The organism is Amycolatopsis sp. NPDC031561 (assembly GCF_055580625.1).
The window spans coordinates 20,729-38,142 of sequence record NZ_JBVILA010000025.1 but is presented as its reverse complement, the minus strand read 5'-3'; the positions used below and the strand labels follow the sequence as shown (position 1 = coordinate 38,142).

General features: G+C 69.4%; 14 protein-coding genes and 1 tRNA gene. 7 read left to right on the top strand and 8 right to left on the bottom strand.

All coding sequences use genetic code 11. The features are described from left to right. Window positions 1-99: 99 nt before the first annotated feature. The 6 genes from ACZ5IK_RS35570 to ACZ5IK_RS35545 all read right to left on the bottom strand — a co-directional run bounded on the left by ACZ5IK_RS35570 (window position 100) and on the right by ACZ5IK_RS35545 (window position 4,774). Entirely contained in the window at window positions 100-471 is a 372-nt protein-coding gene (locus tag ACZ5IK_RS35570) for a hypothetical protein (RefSeq protein WP_465491680.1), read from the bottom strand. After that, window positions 464-3,205, bottom strand: a complete 2,742-nt coding sequence (locus ACZ5IK_RS35565) for an FtsK/SpoIIIE domain-containing protein (RefSeq protein ID WP_465491679.1) — start codon at window positions 3,203-3,205, stop codon at window positions 464-466. Before ACZ5IK_RS35565 ends, ACZ5IK_RS35570 begins: the two co-directional genes overlap by 8 nt. A gap of 15 nt (window positions 3,206-3,220) precedes the next feature. Beyond that, window positions 3,221-3,466 (bottom strand): hypothetical protein, encoded by a 246-nt coding sequence (locus tag ACZ5IK_RS35560; protein WP_101611219.1) that lies wholly within the window; start codon window positions 3,464-3,466, stop codon window positions 3,221-3,223. Window positions 3,467-3,469: 3 nt separating this feature from the next. Next, on the bottom strand, window positions 3,470-3,730 hold the full coding sequence (locus ACZ5IK_RS35555) for a hypothetical protein (RefSeq protein ID WP_101611218.1): 261 nt from the start codon (window positions 3,728-3,730) through the stop codon (window positions 3,470-3,472). A gap of 137 nt (window positions 3,731-3,867) precedes the next feature. Continuing rightward, window positions 3,868-3,955, bottom strand: a tRNA-Ser gene (locus tag ACZ5IK_RS35550). 72 nt (window positions 3,956-4,027) lie between these two features. Beyond that, a complete protein-coding gene (locus ACZ5IK_RS35545; protein ID WP_465491678.1) occupies window positions 4,028-4,774 on the bottom strand; it encodes a PP2C family protein-serine/threonine phosphatase in 747 nt (248 codons plus the stop codon). Window positions 4,775-4,851: 77 nt separating this feature from the next. Between ACZ5IK_RS35545 and ACZ5IK_RS35540 the strand changes: the two genes are divergently transcribed. The 5 genes from ACZ5IK_RS35540 (at window position 4,852) to ACZ5IK_RS35520 (ending at window position 14,124) form a co-directional block, all read left to right on the top strand. Continuing rightward, window positions 4,852-6,513, top strand: a complete 1,662-nt coding sequence (locus ACZ5IK_RS35540) for an N-6 DNA methylase (protein ID WP_465491677.1) — start codon at window positions 4,852-4,854, stop codon at window positions 6,511-6,513. After that, window positions 6,514-7,398, top strand: coding sequence for a serine/threonine-protein kinase (locus ACZ5IK_RS35535; protein WP_410604886.1), 885 nt, complete (start codon window positions 6,514-6,516; stop codon window positions 7,396-7,398). A 117-nt stretch (window positions 7,399-7,515) separates the two neighbouring features. Next, complete coding sequence (locus ACZ5IK_RS35530) at window positions 7,516-8,169, top strand: L,D-transpeptidase (RefSeq protein WP_410666140.1); 654 nt, start codon at window positions 7,516-7,518, stop codon at window positions 8,167-8,169. 222 nt (window positions 8,170-8,391) lie between these two features. Beyond that, window positions 8,392-11,214 carry a PQQ-dependent sugar dehydrogenase gene (locus tag ACZ5IK_RS35525; RefSeq protein ID WP_465491676.1) on the top strand — a complete coding sequence of 941 codons (2,823 nt, stop codon included), beginning with the start codon at window positions 8,392-8,394 and terminating at the stop codon, window positions 11,212-11,214. Between the two features lie 87 nt (window positions 11,215-11,301). Continuing rightward, window positions 11,302-14,124 (top strand): PQQ-dependent sugar dehydrogenase, encoded by a 2,823-nt coding sequence (locus ACZ5IK_RS35520; protein WP_465491675.1) that lies wholly within the window; start codon window positions 11,302-11,304, stop codon window positions 14,122-14,124. 63 nt (window positions 14,125-14,187) lie between these two features. Here the strand turns inward: ACZ5IK_RS35520 and ACZ5IK_RS35515 are convergent, their stop codons facing one another. Beyond that, complete coding sequence (locus ACZ5IK_RS35515; RefSeq protein WP_465491758.1) at window positions 14,188-15,711, bottom strand: 3-hydroxyacyl-CoA dehydrogenase; 1,524 nt, start codon at window positions 15,709-15,711, stop codon at window positions 14,188-14,190. A gap of 170 nt (window positions 15,712-15,881) precedes the next feature. On the opposite strand from ACZ5IK_RS35515, the gene ACZ5IK_RS35510 reads away from it, so the two are divergent. Together ACZ5IK_RS35510 and ACZ5IK_RS35505 are read left to right on the top strand one after the other, a co-directional pair. Further along, window positions 15,882-16,076 (top strand): hypothetical protein, encoded by a 195-nt coding sequence (locus tag ACZ5IK_RS35510; protein ID WP_410604889.1) that lies wholly within the window; start codon window positions 15,882-15,884, stop codon window positions 16,074-16,076. Window positions 16,077-16,086: 10 nt separating this feature from the next. Next, the gene (locus ACZ5IK_RS35505) at window positions 16,087-16,710 is read left to right on the top strand and encodes a TetR/AcrR family transcriptional regulator (protein ID WP_465491674.1); all 624 of its coding nucleotides are present in this window, start codon (window positions 16,087-16,089) and stop codon (window positions 16,708-16,710) included. On the opposite strand, the gene ACZ5IK_RS35500 is transcribed toward ACZ5IK_RS35505, so the two are convergent. Then, window positions 16,694-17,383 (bottom strand): TetR/AcrR family transcriptional regulator, encoded by a 690-nt coding sequence (locus ACZ5IK_RS35500; protein ID WP_465491673.1) that lies wholly within the window; start codon window positions 17,381-17,383, stop codon window positions 16,694-16,696. The two genes, ACZ5IK_RS35505 and ACZ5IK_RS35500, sit on opposite strands and share 17 nt — an antisense overlap. Between the last annotated feature and the right edge of the window lie 31 nt (window positions 17,384-17,414).

Sequence of the window (17,414 nt, the reverse complement as noted above, 5' to 3'; positions counted from 1 at the left end):
TTGCGGTAGTTGCGCGTGCAACTACCGCAACTAGAGGACTAGTTGTGGTAGTTCGTACCCCGAACCGCCGCAACTAGAGGACTGGACGCGGGCCGGCGTCTAGGAGCGTTTCGCGCGCCATCCCAGGGAAAGGACGGCCTGCACGAGTTCCTGGTAGCTCGGCTTGACCTCTTCCAGGTACTTCTCCAGGTACCCGGCCCGCGCGGTCGGCACCGGCTGCGGGTCCTCGTCGTCCGGCAGCCAGGTGAGGCTCTCGACGTTGTGCTGGGCCATCTTCCACCACCGGGAAGCCCTGTCGACAGCGCGCTGCTCGCGTTCGGCGGCGTCCGCGACGGACTGGTGCGCCTCGGCGAGGCGGGCCTCCAGTTCGTCCGCGCGGGCGACCTCCCAGCCGCGGAGGTTCTCCGCCGAGGCACGCGCGAGGCCGACGATCTCCTTGTACCGCATGGCCGCGGTGATGCCGTCATCCATCGAGAAGCCCTTCCGGACGCTGGAACGGGATGATCACCTCGGGGGCGCCGTGGGTGGTGCGGTCGAAGAACAGCGCGCGACCCGGTCGCGGCGACCAGTGCACGACCTGCCCCGCGGCGAACGGCGACAGTTCGTTGCCTTGGACGTCCAGGGCCGCCCAACTGCCGATGTCGTCGGTGCCCGCGAAACCGAGCGTGTCCTTCAGCCGCGCGATGCTGCGCCACCAGCCGATGGTGTGGACGCCGTGTCCCGGACCCTGCTTCAGCAGCACCCGCAGCTGATCCAAGCCGCTCTTGAGCTGGCCGGGCGCCTTGGTCTCCAGTGCGGGAATCGAGGCGTCGACACCGTAAAGCAGGAGCACGTGAGCCTTGTCCAAAGAGGACAACTTTTCCGCGATATCGATTACCCGGCCGGGCAAATCGTCGACCAGCGTCGCCTTGTGGCCCTCCGCCTCCAGTCGCGCGGCCAGATCGGACACCGCGGGGAAGCATGCTTCGATGGGGCACGAGAGCACGAACTCCACCGCACCGTCGTGATGCTGGCGAGCCAAGGATCGTGCGGCGGAGTCCATGATGGACAGTGCTTCCGCCGTCGCGGCGCCCAAGACCGCGACGTTCCGTCCCGGCGCCTTCGGCAGTTCGACCCCGCAGGCGGCTTCGTCGACGTCGATGGACTGACCGAGCAGCGCTCGCGGTTTCTTCGTGGGCTTCAGATCGTTGAACGCCGGGAACTGTTCCAGCACCGGCGAATGCGCCCCGTCGAACAGCCGCGGCCGTTTGAACGACTCCGAGTACCGTTCCCACAACCGGTGCTGCAGCTTGACGAAGACGTCCTTGCTGCTCGCGTCCGGGACGTGGGCGAGCTGGTTCCCGTGCGCCACACCGGAATCGTGGTTGATCACCGCATGCCACTTCGGTGCCGAGACCGCCGCGTTGTTGGTCTCGGAGAGCACGCGCCGCGCCTTCGGCATCGCGATCCGCAGCGTGCACTGCTCGAACACCGCGGGCTTGCCCCAGAACGCCTCGATCCCGGCGACGTCCTGGCTCGCCAGCACCAGGTGGATGCCCTGAGACCGGCCTCGCCGCGCGATGTCCTCCAGCAGCTGGGTCGCGGTCGCCGTCACGCCGTCGCGGCCGGCGAACAGGTACTGGAACTCGTCGATCACCGCGACGATCCGGGGCCAGTGCCCGCCGGGGTCCTGCTCGCGCAGGTCCGCGAGGTTGGTGACCTCGTGCTGTTTCGCCGCGGCGGACCGGCGCCGCAGCTCGTCGGCGAGGTAGCGCAGCAGCGCCAGGCCGAACTCGCGGTCGGTGTTGACGTTGACCCCGATGAGCTTGGCGTGCGGCAGCCAGCTGGCGTCCCGCCGTCCCGGCGCGAGCCCGGCGAACGACACGCCTTCCTTGAAGTCCAGCAGGTACAGCGCGAGCTCGTCCGGCGAGTACCGCGCCGCGAAGCTGCCGAGCAGCGAGTACAGGAAGTTCGTCTTCCCCGAACCGCTCGGCCCGCCGATGAGCACGTGCGGGCTGGCGTCGCCGATGACGACCTCCACCGCCTCGCCCTCGAAGAAGCCGACCGGCGCCCGCAGCTCCCGCGCCGAACTCTCCTTGCCCAGTTCGGTGGGCAGCAGGTCGGCGAACGCGCGGGGGCCGCCCTGTTTGGCGATCAGGGCCTCGGCGATCCGCCCGGCGGCCCGGATGACCTGCCCGGACGGCATCGGCGGGTCGAGGTCGACGATCAGGTCGGGTCCGGTCATGCTGCTGATCGCGTGCCGGTCGTCGGTCAGGCTCAGCGATTCGACCGACGTCGACAGCATGGTCGGCACGTCGATCAGGATCAGGCAGATCCCGGCCGCGAGCGCCCCGGTGGCGACGCGTTTCAGCTCGCGGGCCCGCTCCGGTTCGAGGGTCTCCCCGTTGCCGTAGAGCACCGCGACGCGGAACGGTTCGACGCGCTGTCCGCTCGCCCGCCGGATTTCCCGCAGTGACGTGTGCCCCGCCTGCATCCCGGTCGCGTGGATGCGGCGGATGTGCCCGGCCAGTTCGTCGAGGAGGTCCTCGAGCCGCCCCGGGTCGTACAGCGTGAGCGCGCTCGTGCGGCTCAGCGGGTAGAGGTCGGGCAGGATCGCGGTCAGCTGCCCGACGTCCCACAGGTGGACGCGCACCGCGCCGGGTTCGAACGTGCTCAGCACCCGCATGAGCAGGTTCTGCACGATGCCGTCCACCGCGGCCCGAGTCTTCGGTGCCGACCTGATGGACAGATGCGACTCGTCGAGCAGGGGTATCGCGACGTCGAACGTGCGTTGGATGTCCTGGCCCGGCACGGTCGCCGAGCCGATGCGCCACAGGCCCGGCGCGGTGATGCCGGGGTTCCCGCCGACGCGACCGAGCCAGTTGCCCGGCTGCTGACCGGCGGGACCCGGCGCGTTGTTCGTGACCAGGTCGCGCAGGGCGCCCGGCCCGGCTTCCCAGTCCGCGTAGAACTGGCCGCGCACGCTGCCGAGCATGCCGAACACCTCGTTCGCGGCGGGATGCTGTGACCACTCGGCGTACTGGTCCGAAGTGGAGTTGTTCATCCCCACCCGGACGATGCGCTGTTCCAGCTCCAGTTTGGCCAGTTCCGCCTCGGCGGCCTTGCGGGCCCCGGCGGCGGCGCCGAGGACGAGCCCGATCTGGTGCCGGACCCGCTCCAGCGCCGTAACGACGCGATTGCGCTGTTCACTCGCTTTGCTGCCCATACCGGCTCGCCGATCTCAGAGGCGTGATTGGTAACCGCTGACCAGGTCGTCAGCGGCGGAAAGGCGCGTCAGGAGGTTTTCCAAGCCCTCGTCGGCCTGCGCCAGCTGCGGTGGCACCCATGGCACGGCTTGGGCCTGCGGTTCGACCAGGGCGCGCCGGGACTCCTCCAGCAGGCTTCTGGCCCGCTCGGCATGGGCACGTCCGTCGGCGAGGCCGGTTTGGACGGCCGTCAGCAGCTGGTGCAGTTCTTCGAGGTACATGGTTTAGAGGCGGGTCGAGTACGACTCGGCCGACGAAATGCCCGCCTGGATGGTGCTCTGCATGCCGGTGATGCCCTGCAGGGCCTCGGCGAGAAGCCCCTGTGCCTGGCTCACCTCGTGCTGGGTGCTGCCCTGGGTGGCCTGTGAAAGGGAAAGCTGGGCTTCTTCAAGAGACTGCGCTGCCTGCTGAAGTGCGGCGATGCTCGCAGATGCCTTCTCGTTCGCGAGCGCGATACCAGCGCGGATCTCTTCGACTCCGGCCATTTTGGCGGACTCCTTGGGACGTCGGGGGCTGGAACGACCACGTTTAAACTTAGCGTGATCAACTGACTCTGTTAAGTGAAGGTACTGCTGTGTAATCAACAAGGCCCCGGACGTCGGAACGTCCGGGGCCTTGCTGATGGCGGAGGATACAGGATTCGAACCTGCGAGGGCGTGAACCCAACACGCTTTCCAAGCGTGCGCCTTAGGCCGCTCGGCCAATCCTCCGTGGGGAACTTTACCGGATGCCCTTCCGGCCTTGCGAAGGTGGGTCTGACCTGCCTTTCCGGCCGGAACGCCTCACGGGTGCGCGGGCGCGAGAACGTCGGCGACGACGCAGGTGATGTTGTCCGGTCCGCCACCCTCGTTGGCCAGGTGGATCAGCCTCGGGACGGTCTCGGCGGGATCTTGGAAGGCGCCGAGGACGTCCTTGATAACGGTTTCGACAACCGTTGCCGTTAACCCATCCGAGCACAGGAGAAGACGGTCGCCAGGGGCCGCCTCGAAGGTCCAGATGTCCGCTTCGCCGCTCCCGGTGCTCAGGAGCGCCTTCATGAGCAGTGAGCCGCGAGGGTGCCCCTCGACTTCCGAGGCGTCGATGCGCCCGTCGTCCGCGAGGGCCTGCGCGAGCGTGTGATCGCGCGTAAAGCGCTGAAGCGTGCCGTCGCGCAGGAGGTATCCGCGGGAGTCTCCGATGTGCGCGGCGGCGAAATGGGCGCCGTCGAACAGCAGCGCGGTCAGGGTGGTGCCCATGCCGCGAGTCTCCGGTTCGCGCTCGGCCGTCGCGATCAGCCGGTCGTCGATCGCGCGGACCCCGCCGGAGAGGATCTCGATCAGGTCGACGTCCGCGAGGTCGAAGCCGCTGAGGTCCGCGTCGAGCCGGGACAGGACGCCGACCGCTTCGGCGCTCGCCACCTCGCCGTGCGGCTGGCCGCCGATGCCGTCGGCGACCGCCAGCATCCGGGCGCTGGTGTAGAGCGAGTCCTGGTTGACCTGACGGCGTCGTCCGACGTCCGAGCCGGCGGCGTACCGAAGGGTGTACGTCATACGACCCAGTAAAGCAGTTGTGTACTGAGTTCACAAACATAGGTCTGGAATGGTCAGCTGTCGGTTACGATACGCCGATGGAGGAGCAAGCCACCGTCAGCGCGGCGGACATCGCGCACATCGCCGGCGTCGGCCGCGCCGCGGTGAGCAACTGGCGTCGACGGTACGGAGATTTTCCGCCGCCCGTCGGCGGGACGGCGTCGAGCCCCCTCTTCTCGCTGCTCGACGTCGAAAACTGGCTGCGTGAGCGCGGGAAGCCGTTCGAGGTGTCGCTCGGGGACCGGATCTGGCAGCGGCTCCGGAACCTCGGCGACGACCTGTGGCTGAGCTCGCGGGTCGGCAGGGTGGGCACGTTCCTGTCGCGGCGGGCCGCCGGGGAGGAGTGGGACTTTTCGCCCCGCTACGACGATCCCGAGTTGCTCGAACTCTTGGACCGCTTCGCGGGCGAGGTGGGGGCGCGCGAGGCCTTCGAGTTCCTGTGCGAACGCTACGTCGAGGCGCACTCCCGCCAGCTGTCCGTCACGCCGGAACCGGTGGCCGCGTTGATGTCCCGGCTCATCGGTCCCGAACCCGGCGTCGTGCTCGATCCCGCGTGCGGGCTCGGGACGCTGTTGCTCGCCTCCGGCGGCACCCGGCTGCTCGGTCAGACCGACGATCCGGCGATTTCGTGCATCGCGGCGCACCGGCTGCTGCTCGCGGGCGCGGACATGGAGATGTACGGCGCGGACGCCCTGCCGATGGACTCCTACGAAGGACTTCTCGCGGACGCCGTCGTCTGCGACCCGCCGTTCAACGACCGGGAATGGGGTCACGACGAACTCGTCGGCGACCCGCGCTGGGAGTACGGCCAGCCGCCGCGCGGCGAGCCGGAACTGGCCTGGGTCCAGCACTGTCTCGCGCACGTCAAACCCGGCGGGCTGGTCGCGATCCGCATGCCGCCCGCCGCCGCCGGTCGCCGGACCGGCCGCCGGATCCGCGGGAACCTCTTGCGGGCCGGGGCTTTGCGCGCGATCGTGACGGTCGGCGGCGCGGATCTCTGGCTGCTGCGGCGCCCGGAGCCCGGCGAACGCCCGCCGTCCCGGTTGCTCCTGCTGGCCGATCCGTCCACTGTGGAGGAACAGTGGCGGGAGCACCTGCGCGGCGCCGAGGTGCCGGGCACGGTCCGGATCATCGACCTGCTCGACGAGGAGATCGACCTTTCCCCCGCCCGGCATCAGGCGAGGAACGAACACGCGGGCGAGGCCTTTCTGGAAGTCCGGAAGCATTTCGAGGGGATCCGGCCGGAACTGCCGTCACTGGCGGTGGCCGATGAGAACCCGCAGTTCACCACGATCGGCGAGCTGCTGAAGTCCGGGGTGCTCACGGTTCCGGAATCGGTGGAGGAGGGAGACGTCGTCGCGTCGCCCGCCGTGCCCGCGTATGTCCACAGTGGAGCGCCGGTCACGGTGGAGTCGCCGATGTCGAAGTACCGCACCGATCCCGAACGGCTGGACGCCGCGTTCCTCGCCGGCTGCCTGCGCGCGGCCGGGCAGATCGCGCCGACCTCGTCGACCAGGATCGACCTCAAGCGGACCCGGATCCCGCGTCTGCCGATCGAAACGCAACGTGCCCACGGGGAGGCGTTCACCCGGCTCGCCGCCTTCGAGGACGCCCTGCGCGAGGCGGCGGAATCGGGCCTGGAGCTGGTGCGGCTAGGCTTGGCAGGGCTAACGGAAGGTCAACTGAGGCCAGGGAACTAAGTGCTGATCGCGGACCGCTACGAACTCGACGAGCTGCCGCTCGGCCGGGGTGGGATGGGCGCGGTCTACGCGGGCCACGACCGGCATCTCGGCCGCCGCGTGGCGGTGAAGTTCCTCGGGCTCCCCGGCGGTCCGGACGCCGAACTCGAACAGCGTTTCATCCGCGAGGCACGGATCCTCGCCACTCTGGAACACGCGGGTGCGCCGACGCTGTACGACTTCGGCACCTACGACGAGCGGTTGTTCCAGGTCATGCAGTTCATCGAGGGGGTGACCGTCGCCGATCTCGCCGCCGAACACGGTCCGCTGCCGGTGCCGTGGGCGGCCGCGATCGCCGCGCAGGCCTGCGCCGTACTGTCCGCCGCGCACGCGCTCTCCATCTGTCACCGCGATCTCAAGCCCACCAACCTGATGCTGTGTCCCGACGGCAGCGTGAAGGTGCTCGACTTCGGGCTCGCGATGCTGCGCGAGACCGACGTCGCCCAGTTCACCCGCGCGGGGCAGATCCTGGGCACGCCCGCGTACATGGCGCCCGAGCAGATCCAGCGCGGGATCGCCGGGCCCCGCAGCGATCTGTACGCGCTGGGCTGTGTCCTGCACGAAATGCTGACCGGCAGGCAGCTGTTCACCGGCCCGACGGCGTACGCGGTGTTCGAGAAGCAGGTCAAGGAGAGTCCGGCCGAAGTGGACGGTGTCCCGGGTGGACTGAACGTCCTGCTCGCGGACCTGCTCGAGAAGGATCCGGAGCGCCGTCCCTCGGACGCGAACGAGCTGTTCGGACGGTTGGCCGTGTTCGCGCGGGACCTGCCGCCGCTGCCCGGATATCTGGACGAAGGCGCCAATCCGGGCCGGATGTACGCCCGGGTCGTCGGCCGAGTTCCCTGATTTCCGCAGTTCAGCGGCCTTGAGACAGGATCGTGACCTTCCGCCCAACAACCCCTTACGGGTGAGCCCCGTCTTTACCCATGTCAGACGCACTACGGACAATCGGGGGTAAGGGTCGTGAAGAAGTTCCTGGTGGGGGTGACCGCACTGGCCACCGCGCTGGTGTTGACCGCGTGTTCCGGCGACGCCGGGGGCGGCTCGCCCGGTGGCGGCGCCGTCGCGCAAGGCGATCCGGTGGGCGGGACGACGACCACGTCGGCGCCATCGACGTCCTCCGCCGCGCCGACCACGTCCTCCCGGACGCCGAGCAGCAGCAGTTCCGCGCCGAAGCCGTCCACGTCGTCGAAGCCCAAGCCGACACCGAAGCCCACGCCGAAACCGGCGGCCAAGCCCGCCGCGAACGCCGCCGACGTACCGTGCAAGGCCGCGCTGGCCTCGCCGGGCGTGAGCGCCTGCGTGGACCTCTCCGCGCTGAAGACGTGGCTGCTGCAGGACGGCAAGGTCATCTACGGTCCGGTCAAGCAGCTGCCCGGCAAGAAGGGGCACGCGACGCCGACCGGTGTCTTCCACGTTTCGGCCAAGGTCAAGAACTACCACTCGAAGCAGTTCGACGCGCCGATGCCGAACTCGGTGTTCTTCCTGCCGGGTATCGCTTTCCACACCGGCAGCCTCTCGGTGTACTCGCACGGCTGCATCCACCTGGCCGCGGCGGCTTCGCAGAAGTACTTCACGACGCTGCAGAGCGGCGACGTGGTGCAGGTCGTCGCCTGACCTTTCCGGCTACGTGAAGGGAGCCTTCCCCGCGTCACATGCGGCGAAGGCTCCCTTCGCCGCATGACACGCGGGAAAGTCCCCATCAGCTCCCCGCTCCGGGCGGAACCTCACGCGGATCATTGCGGTTCGGTTGCTTTGAGATAAATGAAAGCTCCTGGCGGCAATGACTTCCCCGTTCCCCGCGACGTGCCATGACACGCCGGAAATGGGGAAGTGCCGATGAACCGGAGCCGGGTCCTCACTCGCACACTCGTCGCACTGTCGGTTTCAATCCTGCTTTTCCCGGGATGGGTGGGCGCTCCGGAAGCGACCGGGGCGCCCACTCTGCCTTCCGGCTTCGTCCTTCGCGACCAGCCGAGTGGTCAGGCCGCGTTCGATCTGACCGATTTCGCTTATCTGCCGGACGGTTCGGTGCTCAGCACCGGCAAGAGCGGCAAGGTCGCGTGGGTGTCCACCGTCGGCCAGACGCGGACGATCGCGACACCGCCCGTGCACGACAACGGCGATCTCGGCCTCGTCGGTCTCGCCGTCGCCCCGGATTTCGCGACGTCGCGCCAGATCTACCTCGCGTGGTCGTTCGACACGGGCGGTGGCGCGTTCACCATGCGGGTGGCGCGCTGGACGGTGACCGGCGCGGACGTCCCCACCGGCCTCACGGCCGAACGAGTGCTCGTCGACCTTCCCGGTTTCCACGACGTCCACGGCATCACCGGGCTCGTCGCGGCCGAAGACGGGACGGTGTGGATCTCCATCGGCGACGCCGCCGACTTCACCAGGATGGATCCGGGCGCGTTGCGTTCACTGGACCTCGATCAGTTGTACGGCAAGATCCTTCACGTCAGTCCCGACGGCGCCGGTGTGCCGGGCAACCCGTACTACTCCGCCGCGGCGCCGAACGCGAACCGCTCCAAGGTCTTCTCCAGCGGTTACCGCAGCCCGTTCCGGTTCTCCCTCGACCCGCGTCTCGGTCTGCCGGTCGTCGGTGACGTCGGCTGGAACACCTGGGAAGAGGTGAACGTCGTGCGGCCGGGGGCGAACCACGGCTGGCCGTGCTGGGAGGCGAACGCCCCGACACCGGGGTACGCCGGGCTCGCGGGCTGCGCCGGTGTCGTCAACACCCCGCCGATCACCGCCTACCGCCACGGTTCCGGGGTGGACGAAGGAAACAGCGTGACCGCGGGGATCGTCTACAGTGGATCGTCCTATCCGGACGAATACCGGGGCGCGTTCTTCTTCGGCGACTACGTCACACAGAAGATCTGGACGATGACCTACGACAGTCAGGGCAGGCTCGTCCAGGCGCCGCAACGGCCGCCGAGGTTCACCGGTGTCGGCGGTCCGGTCAAGTTCGCGGCCGCGGTCAACGGCGACATCGTGTACGCCGACATCCACAGCGGGAACCTGCGGCGGCTCAGCTATCCGGGGACGAACGCGGAACCGGTCGCGGTGGCGACGTCGGGCACCGAGCCGTCGACGAGGACGGTGACCTTCGACGGCACCGGTTCCTACGACTTCGACGGCGATCCGCTGACCCATCACTGGGACTTCGGGGACGGCACGAGCCAGACCGGCGCCCGGGTGACCCACACCTACGCGGCGGGCCTGGTGAGGACCACCGCACGGCTGACCGTCACCGACCGGCTCGGCGCCACCGGCGGCACGGACGTCGCCGTGGTGCCGGGAAACCACTCGCCGGAACCGGTGATGACGGATCCCGGCGCGCGGACCTTCGCGGTCGGGGAACCGGTCGTCGTCGGCGCGACGGCGACCGACGCGGAGGACGGCGTGCTGCCGGTCACCTGGACCACGCTGATCCGGCACTGTCCGGAGGAGGCGACCTGCCACGCGCATCCCGGTTCGCCGGGCAGCGGCCCGGTCTTCACCTCGCCCTTCACCGACCATCAGGACTCGCGGGTCGAGATCACCGCGACGGTGACCGACAGCGCCGGGGTGACCGCGAGCGAGACCTATGTGGCCAGACCGCGGGAACACCGGCTGACGTTGACCGGCACCACCCCCGCCGCGCTGATCATCCCGGCGGAGGGCGGGGTCAACACCGCGATGGTGACCGAGGGTGCGACGTTCGAGGTGGTGGCGGAGGAGGTCGCCGCGGACGGCGTTTCGACGTTCGCGAACTGGTCCGACGGGAGGACCACGCGGACGGTGACCGTCACCGTCCCGCCGCACGACCTGACGCTGACCGCGACCTATCTCACCCCGATCGACCGGCGCTACCAGGCGGAACCCGCGCTGCGGCAACGTCTCGGCGCGCCGACCGGGCCGGAGGTCGTCGACGGGCCCGTGCGGTATCGGCCGTATGCGGGCGGCAGGCTCTACTGGAGCGCCGAGACGGGCGTGAAGCAGATCGAGGGCCAGATCCTGGCGAAGTACCTCGCGCTCGGCGGGCACGGGAAGTTCGGTCCACCCGCGACCGACGAGACCGTCACCGCGGACGGCGTCGGCCGGTTCAACCACTTCCCGAACCGGCCCGGCACGCTGCAGTCCTCGTTCTACTGGACACCGTCGACAGGCGCGCATCCGGTGTACGGGCGGATCAGGGTCAAATGGGCCGCGCTCGGCTGGGAGGCCGGGCCGATGGGCTACCCGGCGACGGACGAGCTCCCCACCCCCGACGGGACCGGCCGGTTCAACCACTTCAGCAAGAGCGCGTCGATCTACTACACGGCGCAGACCGACGCCAAGGCGATCTGGGGCCGCATCCGCGTCCGGTGGGCGGCGCTCGGCTGGGAGGCGGGCCCGCTCGGCTACCCGGCGACGGACGAGACCGCGACCCCGGACGGCGCGGGCAGGTTCAACCACTTCACGAAGGCGGGCTCCGTCTACTGGTCGATGGCGACGGACTCACACGCGATCTACGGGGCGATCCGGCAGCGCTGGGCCGCGCTCGGCTGGGAACGGTCGTACCTGCGCTACCCGGCGACGGACGAGTTCACCGTCCCCATCGGACGGCAGAGCAGCTTCCAGACCGGCTACGTCACCTGGAACCGGAGCACGGGGCAGGTGATCGACAGACGGTGGTGATCACAGTTCGATAAAGGCACTCGAAAGTGTGAAATGTCCACCTGGACCCCGTCGATGAGACGTTCGACTGGGGAAAGGGGCTTCTGCATGCCTTCGAGATTCCGTGCGCTCTGTCACGCCCTCGTGACACTGCTGATAGTGACCTTGCTGGTGCCGTTGACGTCCACTCCTGCGTCCGCGGCGCCCGTGTTGCCACCCGGCTTCGTCCTTCGTGACCAGCCGAGCGGTCAAGCTCCGTATGACCTGACCGACTTCGCCTACCTGCCCGACGGCTCGATCCTGACCACCGGAAAGGGCGGCAACGTCGCCTGGGTGTCCACCACCGGACAGGCGCAGAACATCGCCAGCCTGCCCGTCCGCAGCACCGGCGACCTCGGCCTGGTCGGGATCGCGATCGCACCCGACTTCGCGACCTCCCGCTCGGTCTACACCGCCCGCGCGGTCGACGTCGCCGGTGGCGGCATCGCCCTGCGCGCCTCGCGCTGGACGGCCACCGGCACCGCGCAGCCGACCGGGCTGACCGCGGAGAAGGTCCTCGTCGAGGGCGCGGCCAACACCGACATCCACGGCATCACCGGTGTCGTCGCGGCCCCGGACGGCACGGTGTGGGTCTCGACCGGCGACAGCTCCCGTTTCCAGGGACAGGCCGACCCGTTCGCGCTGAACGTGTACGACCTCGACAAGATCTTCGGCAAGATCTTCCACGTCACCGCGGACGGCGCCGGTGTGCCGGACAACCCCTACTACGCCGCGGCGAACCCGAACTCGCTGCGATCCAAGGTGTTCGCGAGCGGCTTCCGCAGCCCGTTCCGGTTCAGCCTCGACGCCAGCACCGGTCTCCCGGTGGTCGGCGACGTCGGCTGGGGCACCTGGGAAGAGATCAACTTCGTCCAGAAGGGCGCGAACCACGGCTGGCCGTGCTTCGAGGGCAACCAGCCCGCCGACGGTTTCTCCACGATGGCGCAGTGCGCCTCGGCCGTGAACACCCCGCCGATGCTGGTGGTCCAGCACGGCCAGGGCCCTGACAACGGCAACAGCATCACCGGCGGCATCGTCTACAACGGAGAGTCGTACCCGGAGGAGTACCGGGGCGCCTACTTCTTCGGCGACTACGCCACGCAGAAGCTGTGGACGGCCAAGTACGACACGCAGGGCCGGGTCGTCCGCGCGCAGGAGACGCCGCCGAAGTTCACCGGTATCGGCGGTCCGGTCAAGTTCGCGGCCGCGGCCAACGGCGACCTCGTCTACGCCGACATCTACAGCGGCATGCTGAAACGGCTCAGCTACACCACCGGGAACAAGGCGCCGGTCGCGGTCGCCACTTCCGAGACGAACCCCGAAACCCGCACGGTTTCGTTCGACGGCAGCGCTTCCTACGACTTCGACAACGACCCCCTGACCTACGAGTGGGACTTCGGCGACGGCACCACCGGCACCGGGGCGAAGGTCAGCCACACCTACGCGGCGGGGACCGAGAAGTTCACCGCCAAGCTGACGGTGAAGGACGGCCTGCAGGCGGCGGGCAGCACGGACCTCGCCGTGGCGCCGGGGAACCACTCGCCGAAGCTGACCATGACCGACCCCGGTGACCGCCTGTTCGCGGTAGGCGAGGAGGTCAAGGTCGGCGCGACCGTCACCGACACCGAGGACGGCGCCCTGCCGGTCACCTGGACCACGCTGGTCCGGCACTGCCCGGAGAACGCGGTCTGCCACGCGCATCCGGACCACGGTGCCACCGGCCCCGAGTTCACCATGCCGTTCACCGACCACACGGACTCGAACCTGGAGTTCACTGCGTCGGCGACCGACAGCGCCGGTGTCACGGTCTCGAAGACCTACGTCGCGAAGCCGAAGGAGCACCGGCTCACGCTGACCAGCAACGTCGCCGCTGCTCTCGGCATCACGCCGGAAGGCGGGGCGGCTTCGGCGATGGTGGTCGAAGGCGCGACAGTGGAGATCCAGGCGGCCGAGGTCGCTGCGGACGGTGCGTCGTTCTTCACCGGCTGGTCCAACGGGGCCACCGGGCGGCTGACGAACGTCACCATGGGCACCACGGATCTGACGCTCACGGCGAACTACATCACGCCGATCGACAAGCGTTACCGCGACGAACCCGCGGTGGCGCAACGACTCGGCGCGCCGACGGCGCCCGAGGCCGTCGACGGCACGGTCCGCTTCCGCACCTACGAGCGCGGACGGCTGTACTGGTCCAAGGAAACGGGCGTCAAGCAGATCGAGGGCGAGATCCTCAAGAAGTACCTCGCCCTGGGCGGCCACAAGGAGTTCGGCCCGCCCGCGACCGACGAGCAGACCACGCCGGACACCATCGGCCGCTTCAACGATTTCCCGGTGTGGCCCGGCAAGATGCAGTCGTCGATCTACTACACGGTGAACACGGGCGCGCATCCGGTGTTCGGCCGGATCCGGGTGAAGTGGAAGTCGCTGGGCGCGGAGGCCGGTGAACTCGGCTACCCGAGCACGGACGAGCACGTCACGCCGGACAAGGCCGGTCGCTACAACCACTTCAGCAAGAACGCGTCGATCTACTACACGGTGCAGACCGACGCCAGGGCGATCTGGGGCCGGATCCGCGCGAAGTGGGCGGAGCTCGGCTGGGAAGCGGGGCCCCTCGGATACCCGTCGACCGACGAGTCGGCGACTCCGGACAGCGTCGGCCGGTACAACCACTTCACCAAGGCCGGGTCGGTCTACTGGACGATGGCGACCGACGCGCACGCGATCTACGGCGCCATCCGGCAGCGCTGGGTCGCGCTCGGCTGGGAGACCTCGTACCTGAGGTACCCGACGTCCGACGAGATCGCGGTCTCCGGCGGACGGCAGAACAACTTCCAGGGCGGGTACGTGTTCTGGAACGCCTCCAACGGCGCGGTGACCGACCGCCGCTGGTAAGGCCGTAAGTACGTGAAAGCCCCCTTCACAGCGCCTAGCGCGGTGAAGGGGGCTTTCACGTATCTAGCGGAGAAGGTCGCCCGGTGAGGTGCCCGCCGAGGTGAGCGGCAGGCCGAGCGCGACCCGTTCGGTGAGCCAGCCGCTCGGCCGGTAGCGCTGGTCGCCGGTGCTCGCGACGAGCCCGCGCAGGACCCGCAGCACGAGGTCCGCGCCCGCCTCCTCGCCCCAGGTCAGCGGTCCGCGCGGGTAGCCGAGGCCGAGCCGGACGGCGGTGTCGATGTCCCCCGGCGTCGCGAGCCGTTGCCCGGCGATGAAGCAGGCGGTGTTGACGATCGACGCCAGAAGCCGTTGCGCGATCGGCGCGGGGCCGTCGCGGACCACGGTCACCGGCAGCCCGGTCGCGGCGAGCGCGCCCCAGGCGGTGCGGCCGGCGGCGGGGTCGAGCGCGGGATGGACCGAAAGGGTCAGGCGTTTCCCGTAGCCGCCGAGGGGATCGACCCCGACGACCCGGTCCACCGGGAGACCCGCGGCCAGCGCGGCGTCCACAGTGGACGATCCGATCGGGCTGACGATCAGGACGGTGTCCGGGTAGGCGGAGTGCACGACCTGGATCCCCGCCGCCGAGAGCAGCGTGCCGAGGCGTTCGTCCTCGACCCAGACCGGTGTCGCCGGCGCTTCCGGGGCGGGCGGCTCCGGGTCGGCCTGCTGCGCGCCGTCGACGTAGCGGTAGAAGCCCTCGCCGTTCTTGCGCCCGAACAGCCCGGCGGCGACCCGGGGCCGCGTCTGCCACGACGGCCGCAGCCGCGGTTCGCCGTGGAAACCGCTCCAAATGCTTTCGAGCACGGCGTGCGAGACGTCGAGACCGGTGAGGTCGAGCAGTTCGAACGGGCCGAGTTTCAGGCCCAGCACGTCACGCGCGACGCGGTCCACCTCGGCCGGGCTCGCGATCCCCTCGGAGAGGATCTGCAGCGCCTCGGTGCCCAGCCCGCGGCCGGCGTGGTTGACCAGGAAGCCCGGCGCGTCGCGGGCGAGGACGGGTTCGTGTCCCCAGCCGCGGACGAGTTCGGTCATCGCGGGCGGCAGCCAGTCCGCGGTCCGCGCGCCGGGGACGACCTCGACCAGCCGCATCAGCGGGACCGGGTTGAAGAAGTGGAGGCCGAGCAACCGGCCGGGATCGGTCAGCGCGGCGCCGATCTCGGTGACCGAAAGCGAGCTCGTGTTGGTCGCGAACACGGTGTCCGGGCCGCAGACGCGTTCCAGTTCGGCGAACAGCGCGCGTTTGATCTCGAGGTCCTCGCGGACGGCTTCGATCACGAGGTCCACGCCGTCGGCGGGCGCCAGCGGGCCTTCGGCCGCGATCAGCCGCCCTTTCGCGGACGCGGCGGCTTCTTCGGTGATCTTGCCCTTCGAGGCGAGTTTGCCGAGCATCGCGCCGACGTGGTCGATGGCCTCGCCGACCGCGTCGGGCCGGGCGTCGGCGAGCTCGACTTCGAGCCCCGCCGACACGGCGAGCTGGACGATGCCCCGGCCCATCACCCCGGTTCCGATGACCCGGATCCTGCCGACCTGCTCCGCCCACTTCTCCACCGCGAGCCGCCTTTCCCTCGATGCCGTCCCCGGCGTGACGTTAGCCGTCACGCCGATATCTCGCCCGGAAGGGTGATCCGTGCCCTACCCGGCGTAAGGCCACCGAACCGGCGCGGTCCCATCCGCGAAAACCGAGTGTTCCGCGCACCACCCCCGAAGGGAAAGCTCCCATGGCCACCGTCCCCGCCGCCGCAGCCGTCCGGACCACGCCGTTGCTCCTCGTCGCCGTTCTCTTCGGGGCCGTCGGCGCCTTCTTCGCGAGCCAGGCGTTGTGGCCGCTCACCGCGCTGGCCGTCGTTGTCGCCGTCGCCGTCCTCGCGGGCGGGGTCTGGCTGACCGGCCGGCAGGGAAGCCGCGAACTCTAAGATCCGTCATGTGACGGCGAAACGCTTGACGCGGGAAGAAAGCCGCGAGCAGACCAGACAGCGCCTGCTCGCGGCTGCCGCCGAGCTGTTCGCCGAACGCGGGGTCAACGGCACGTCGGTCGAGCAGATCGCCGAACGCGCCGGATTCACGCGCGGAGCCTTCTACGGCAACTTCGACGGCAAGCACGAGCTGGTCGTCGAGCTGCTGCGCCGCCGGACCCAGCGCGAGGCCGAGGAAGTGGCCGCGCTGAGCTCGGGTGTGGGTTCCTTCGCCGAGCTGATGGACCGGTTGCGCGCTTGGAACGTCGAGCGCGCCGAACACCTCGAAGGCTGGCTGATCCTGCGCACCGAGCTGGCCTTGTACGCGCTGAGGAATCCCGAAGCGCGGCCGCTCGTCGGCGAAGGCGAGAAGTCGACAAGGGCACTGCTGGAGACCTCTGTCCGGACCGAGCTCGCCGCCCGGGGCGCGGCGCCGCCCGCCGACCCGGCCTTTCTCGCACTGATCCTGCACGCGCTCGAGGACGGTCTCCTGCTGCAGCGTTTCCTCAGCCCCGAGGGGACCGGCGACGAGGACGCGGTGGACGCCGTCCAGCTGCTGATGCGGTCTTGGACCGCGCTCAGCCGGTCATCTTGATCCCGGTGAACTCGGCCATCTGACGGATTCCGTGCGCGAAGAAGGCGTCCGACGGGTCGACGGAGCCGACGTACTGGCCGAACAGCTCGAAGTTGATCATCCCGAACAGCTGGGTCCACGCCATGATCAGCCGGGACGTCGTCTCGGGGGCCAGGTTGATCTTGAGGATTCCGGCGACGGCGTCGAGCTGGTGCAGGAGTTCGACAGGCATCTCGCCGACCTCGGTCTCGACCCGGAGGTTGGCGTCGCGCAGCACCGCGACCAGTGCGAACGCCACCCGGCCCGCGGGCGCGATGGTGTCCTGCGGGGCCTGGTAGCCGGGAATCGGCGAGCCGTAGATCAGCGCGTACTCGTGCGGGTGCGCCTTCGCCCAGGCGCGGACCGCGTGCCAGATCGACTCCCATCGTTCCAATGAGGACTTCTTCGCGTCGTCGGCGGCCTCCGCGGCCTCGCCGACGGCGTTGTAGGCGTCGAGGATCAGGTCGGTCAGCAGCTGCTCGCGGCTGGAGAAGTACCGATAGAGCGCCGACGAGACCATGCCCAGCTCGCGCGCGACGGCGCGGAGTGAAAGGCCGAGCGCGCCGACTTCGGCGAGCTGGCGGCGGGCTTCGTCCTTGATCTCGCGAGTGAGCTCGGCACGGGCGCGTTCGCGCGCGGTCTGGGTGGCGGCCATGCTCTCACTGTAGAGCATCGCACCTAAAAGA

Bases quoted from the DNA above. Each gene is read 5' to 3' on its own strand.
- ACZ5IK_RS35545 (WP_465491678.1), bottom strand. From the start codon at position 4,774: ATGACGTACACCCTTCGGTACGCCGCCGGCTCGGACGTCGGACGACGC.
- ACZ5IK_RS35540 (WP_465491677.1), top strand. From the start codon at position 4,852: ATGGAGGAGCAAGCCACCGTCAGCGCGGCGGACATCGCGCACATCGCC.
- ACZ5IK_RS35520 (WP_465491675.1), top strand. From the start codon at position 11,302: ATGCCTTCGAGATTCCGTGCGCTCTGTCACGCCCTCGTGACACTGCTG.
- ACZ5IK_RS35560 (WP_101611219.1), bottom strand. From the start codon at position 3,466: ATGTACCTCGAAGAACTGCACCAGCTGCTGACGGCCGTCCAAACCGGC.
- ACZ5IK_RS35510 (WP_410604889.1), top strand. From the start codon at position 15,882: ATGGCCACCGTCCCCGCCGCCGCAGCCGTCCGGACCACGCCGTTGCTC.
- ACZ5IK_RS35570 (WP_465491680.1), bottom strand. From the start codon at position 471: ATGGATGACGGCATCACCGCGGCCATGCGGTACAAGGAGATCGTCGGC.
- ACZ5IK_RS35500 (WP_465491673.1), bottom strand. From the start codon at position 17,383: ATGGCCGCCACCCAGACCGCGCGCGAACGCGCCCGTGCCGAGCTCACT.
- ACZ5IK_RS35565 (WP_465491679.1), bottom strand. From the start codon at position 3,205: ATGGGCAGCAAAGCGAGTGAACAGCGCAATCGCGTCGTTACGGCGCTG.
- ACZ5IK_RS35525 (WP_465491676.1), top strand. From the start codon at position 8,392: ATGAACCGGAGCCGGGTCCTCACTCGCACACTCGTCGCACTGTCGGTT.
- ACZ5IK_RS35555 (WP_101611218.1), bottom strand. From the start codon at position 3,730: ATGGCCGGAGTCGAAGAGATCCGCGCTGGTATCGCGCTCGCGAACGAG.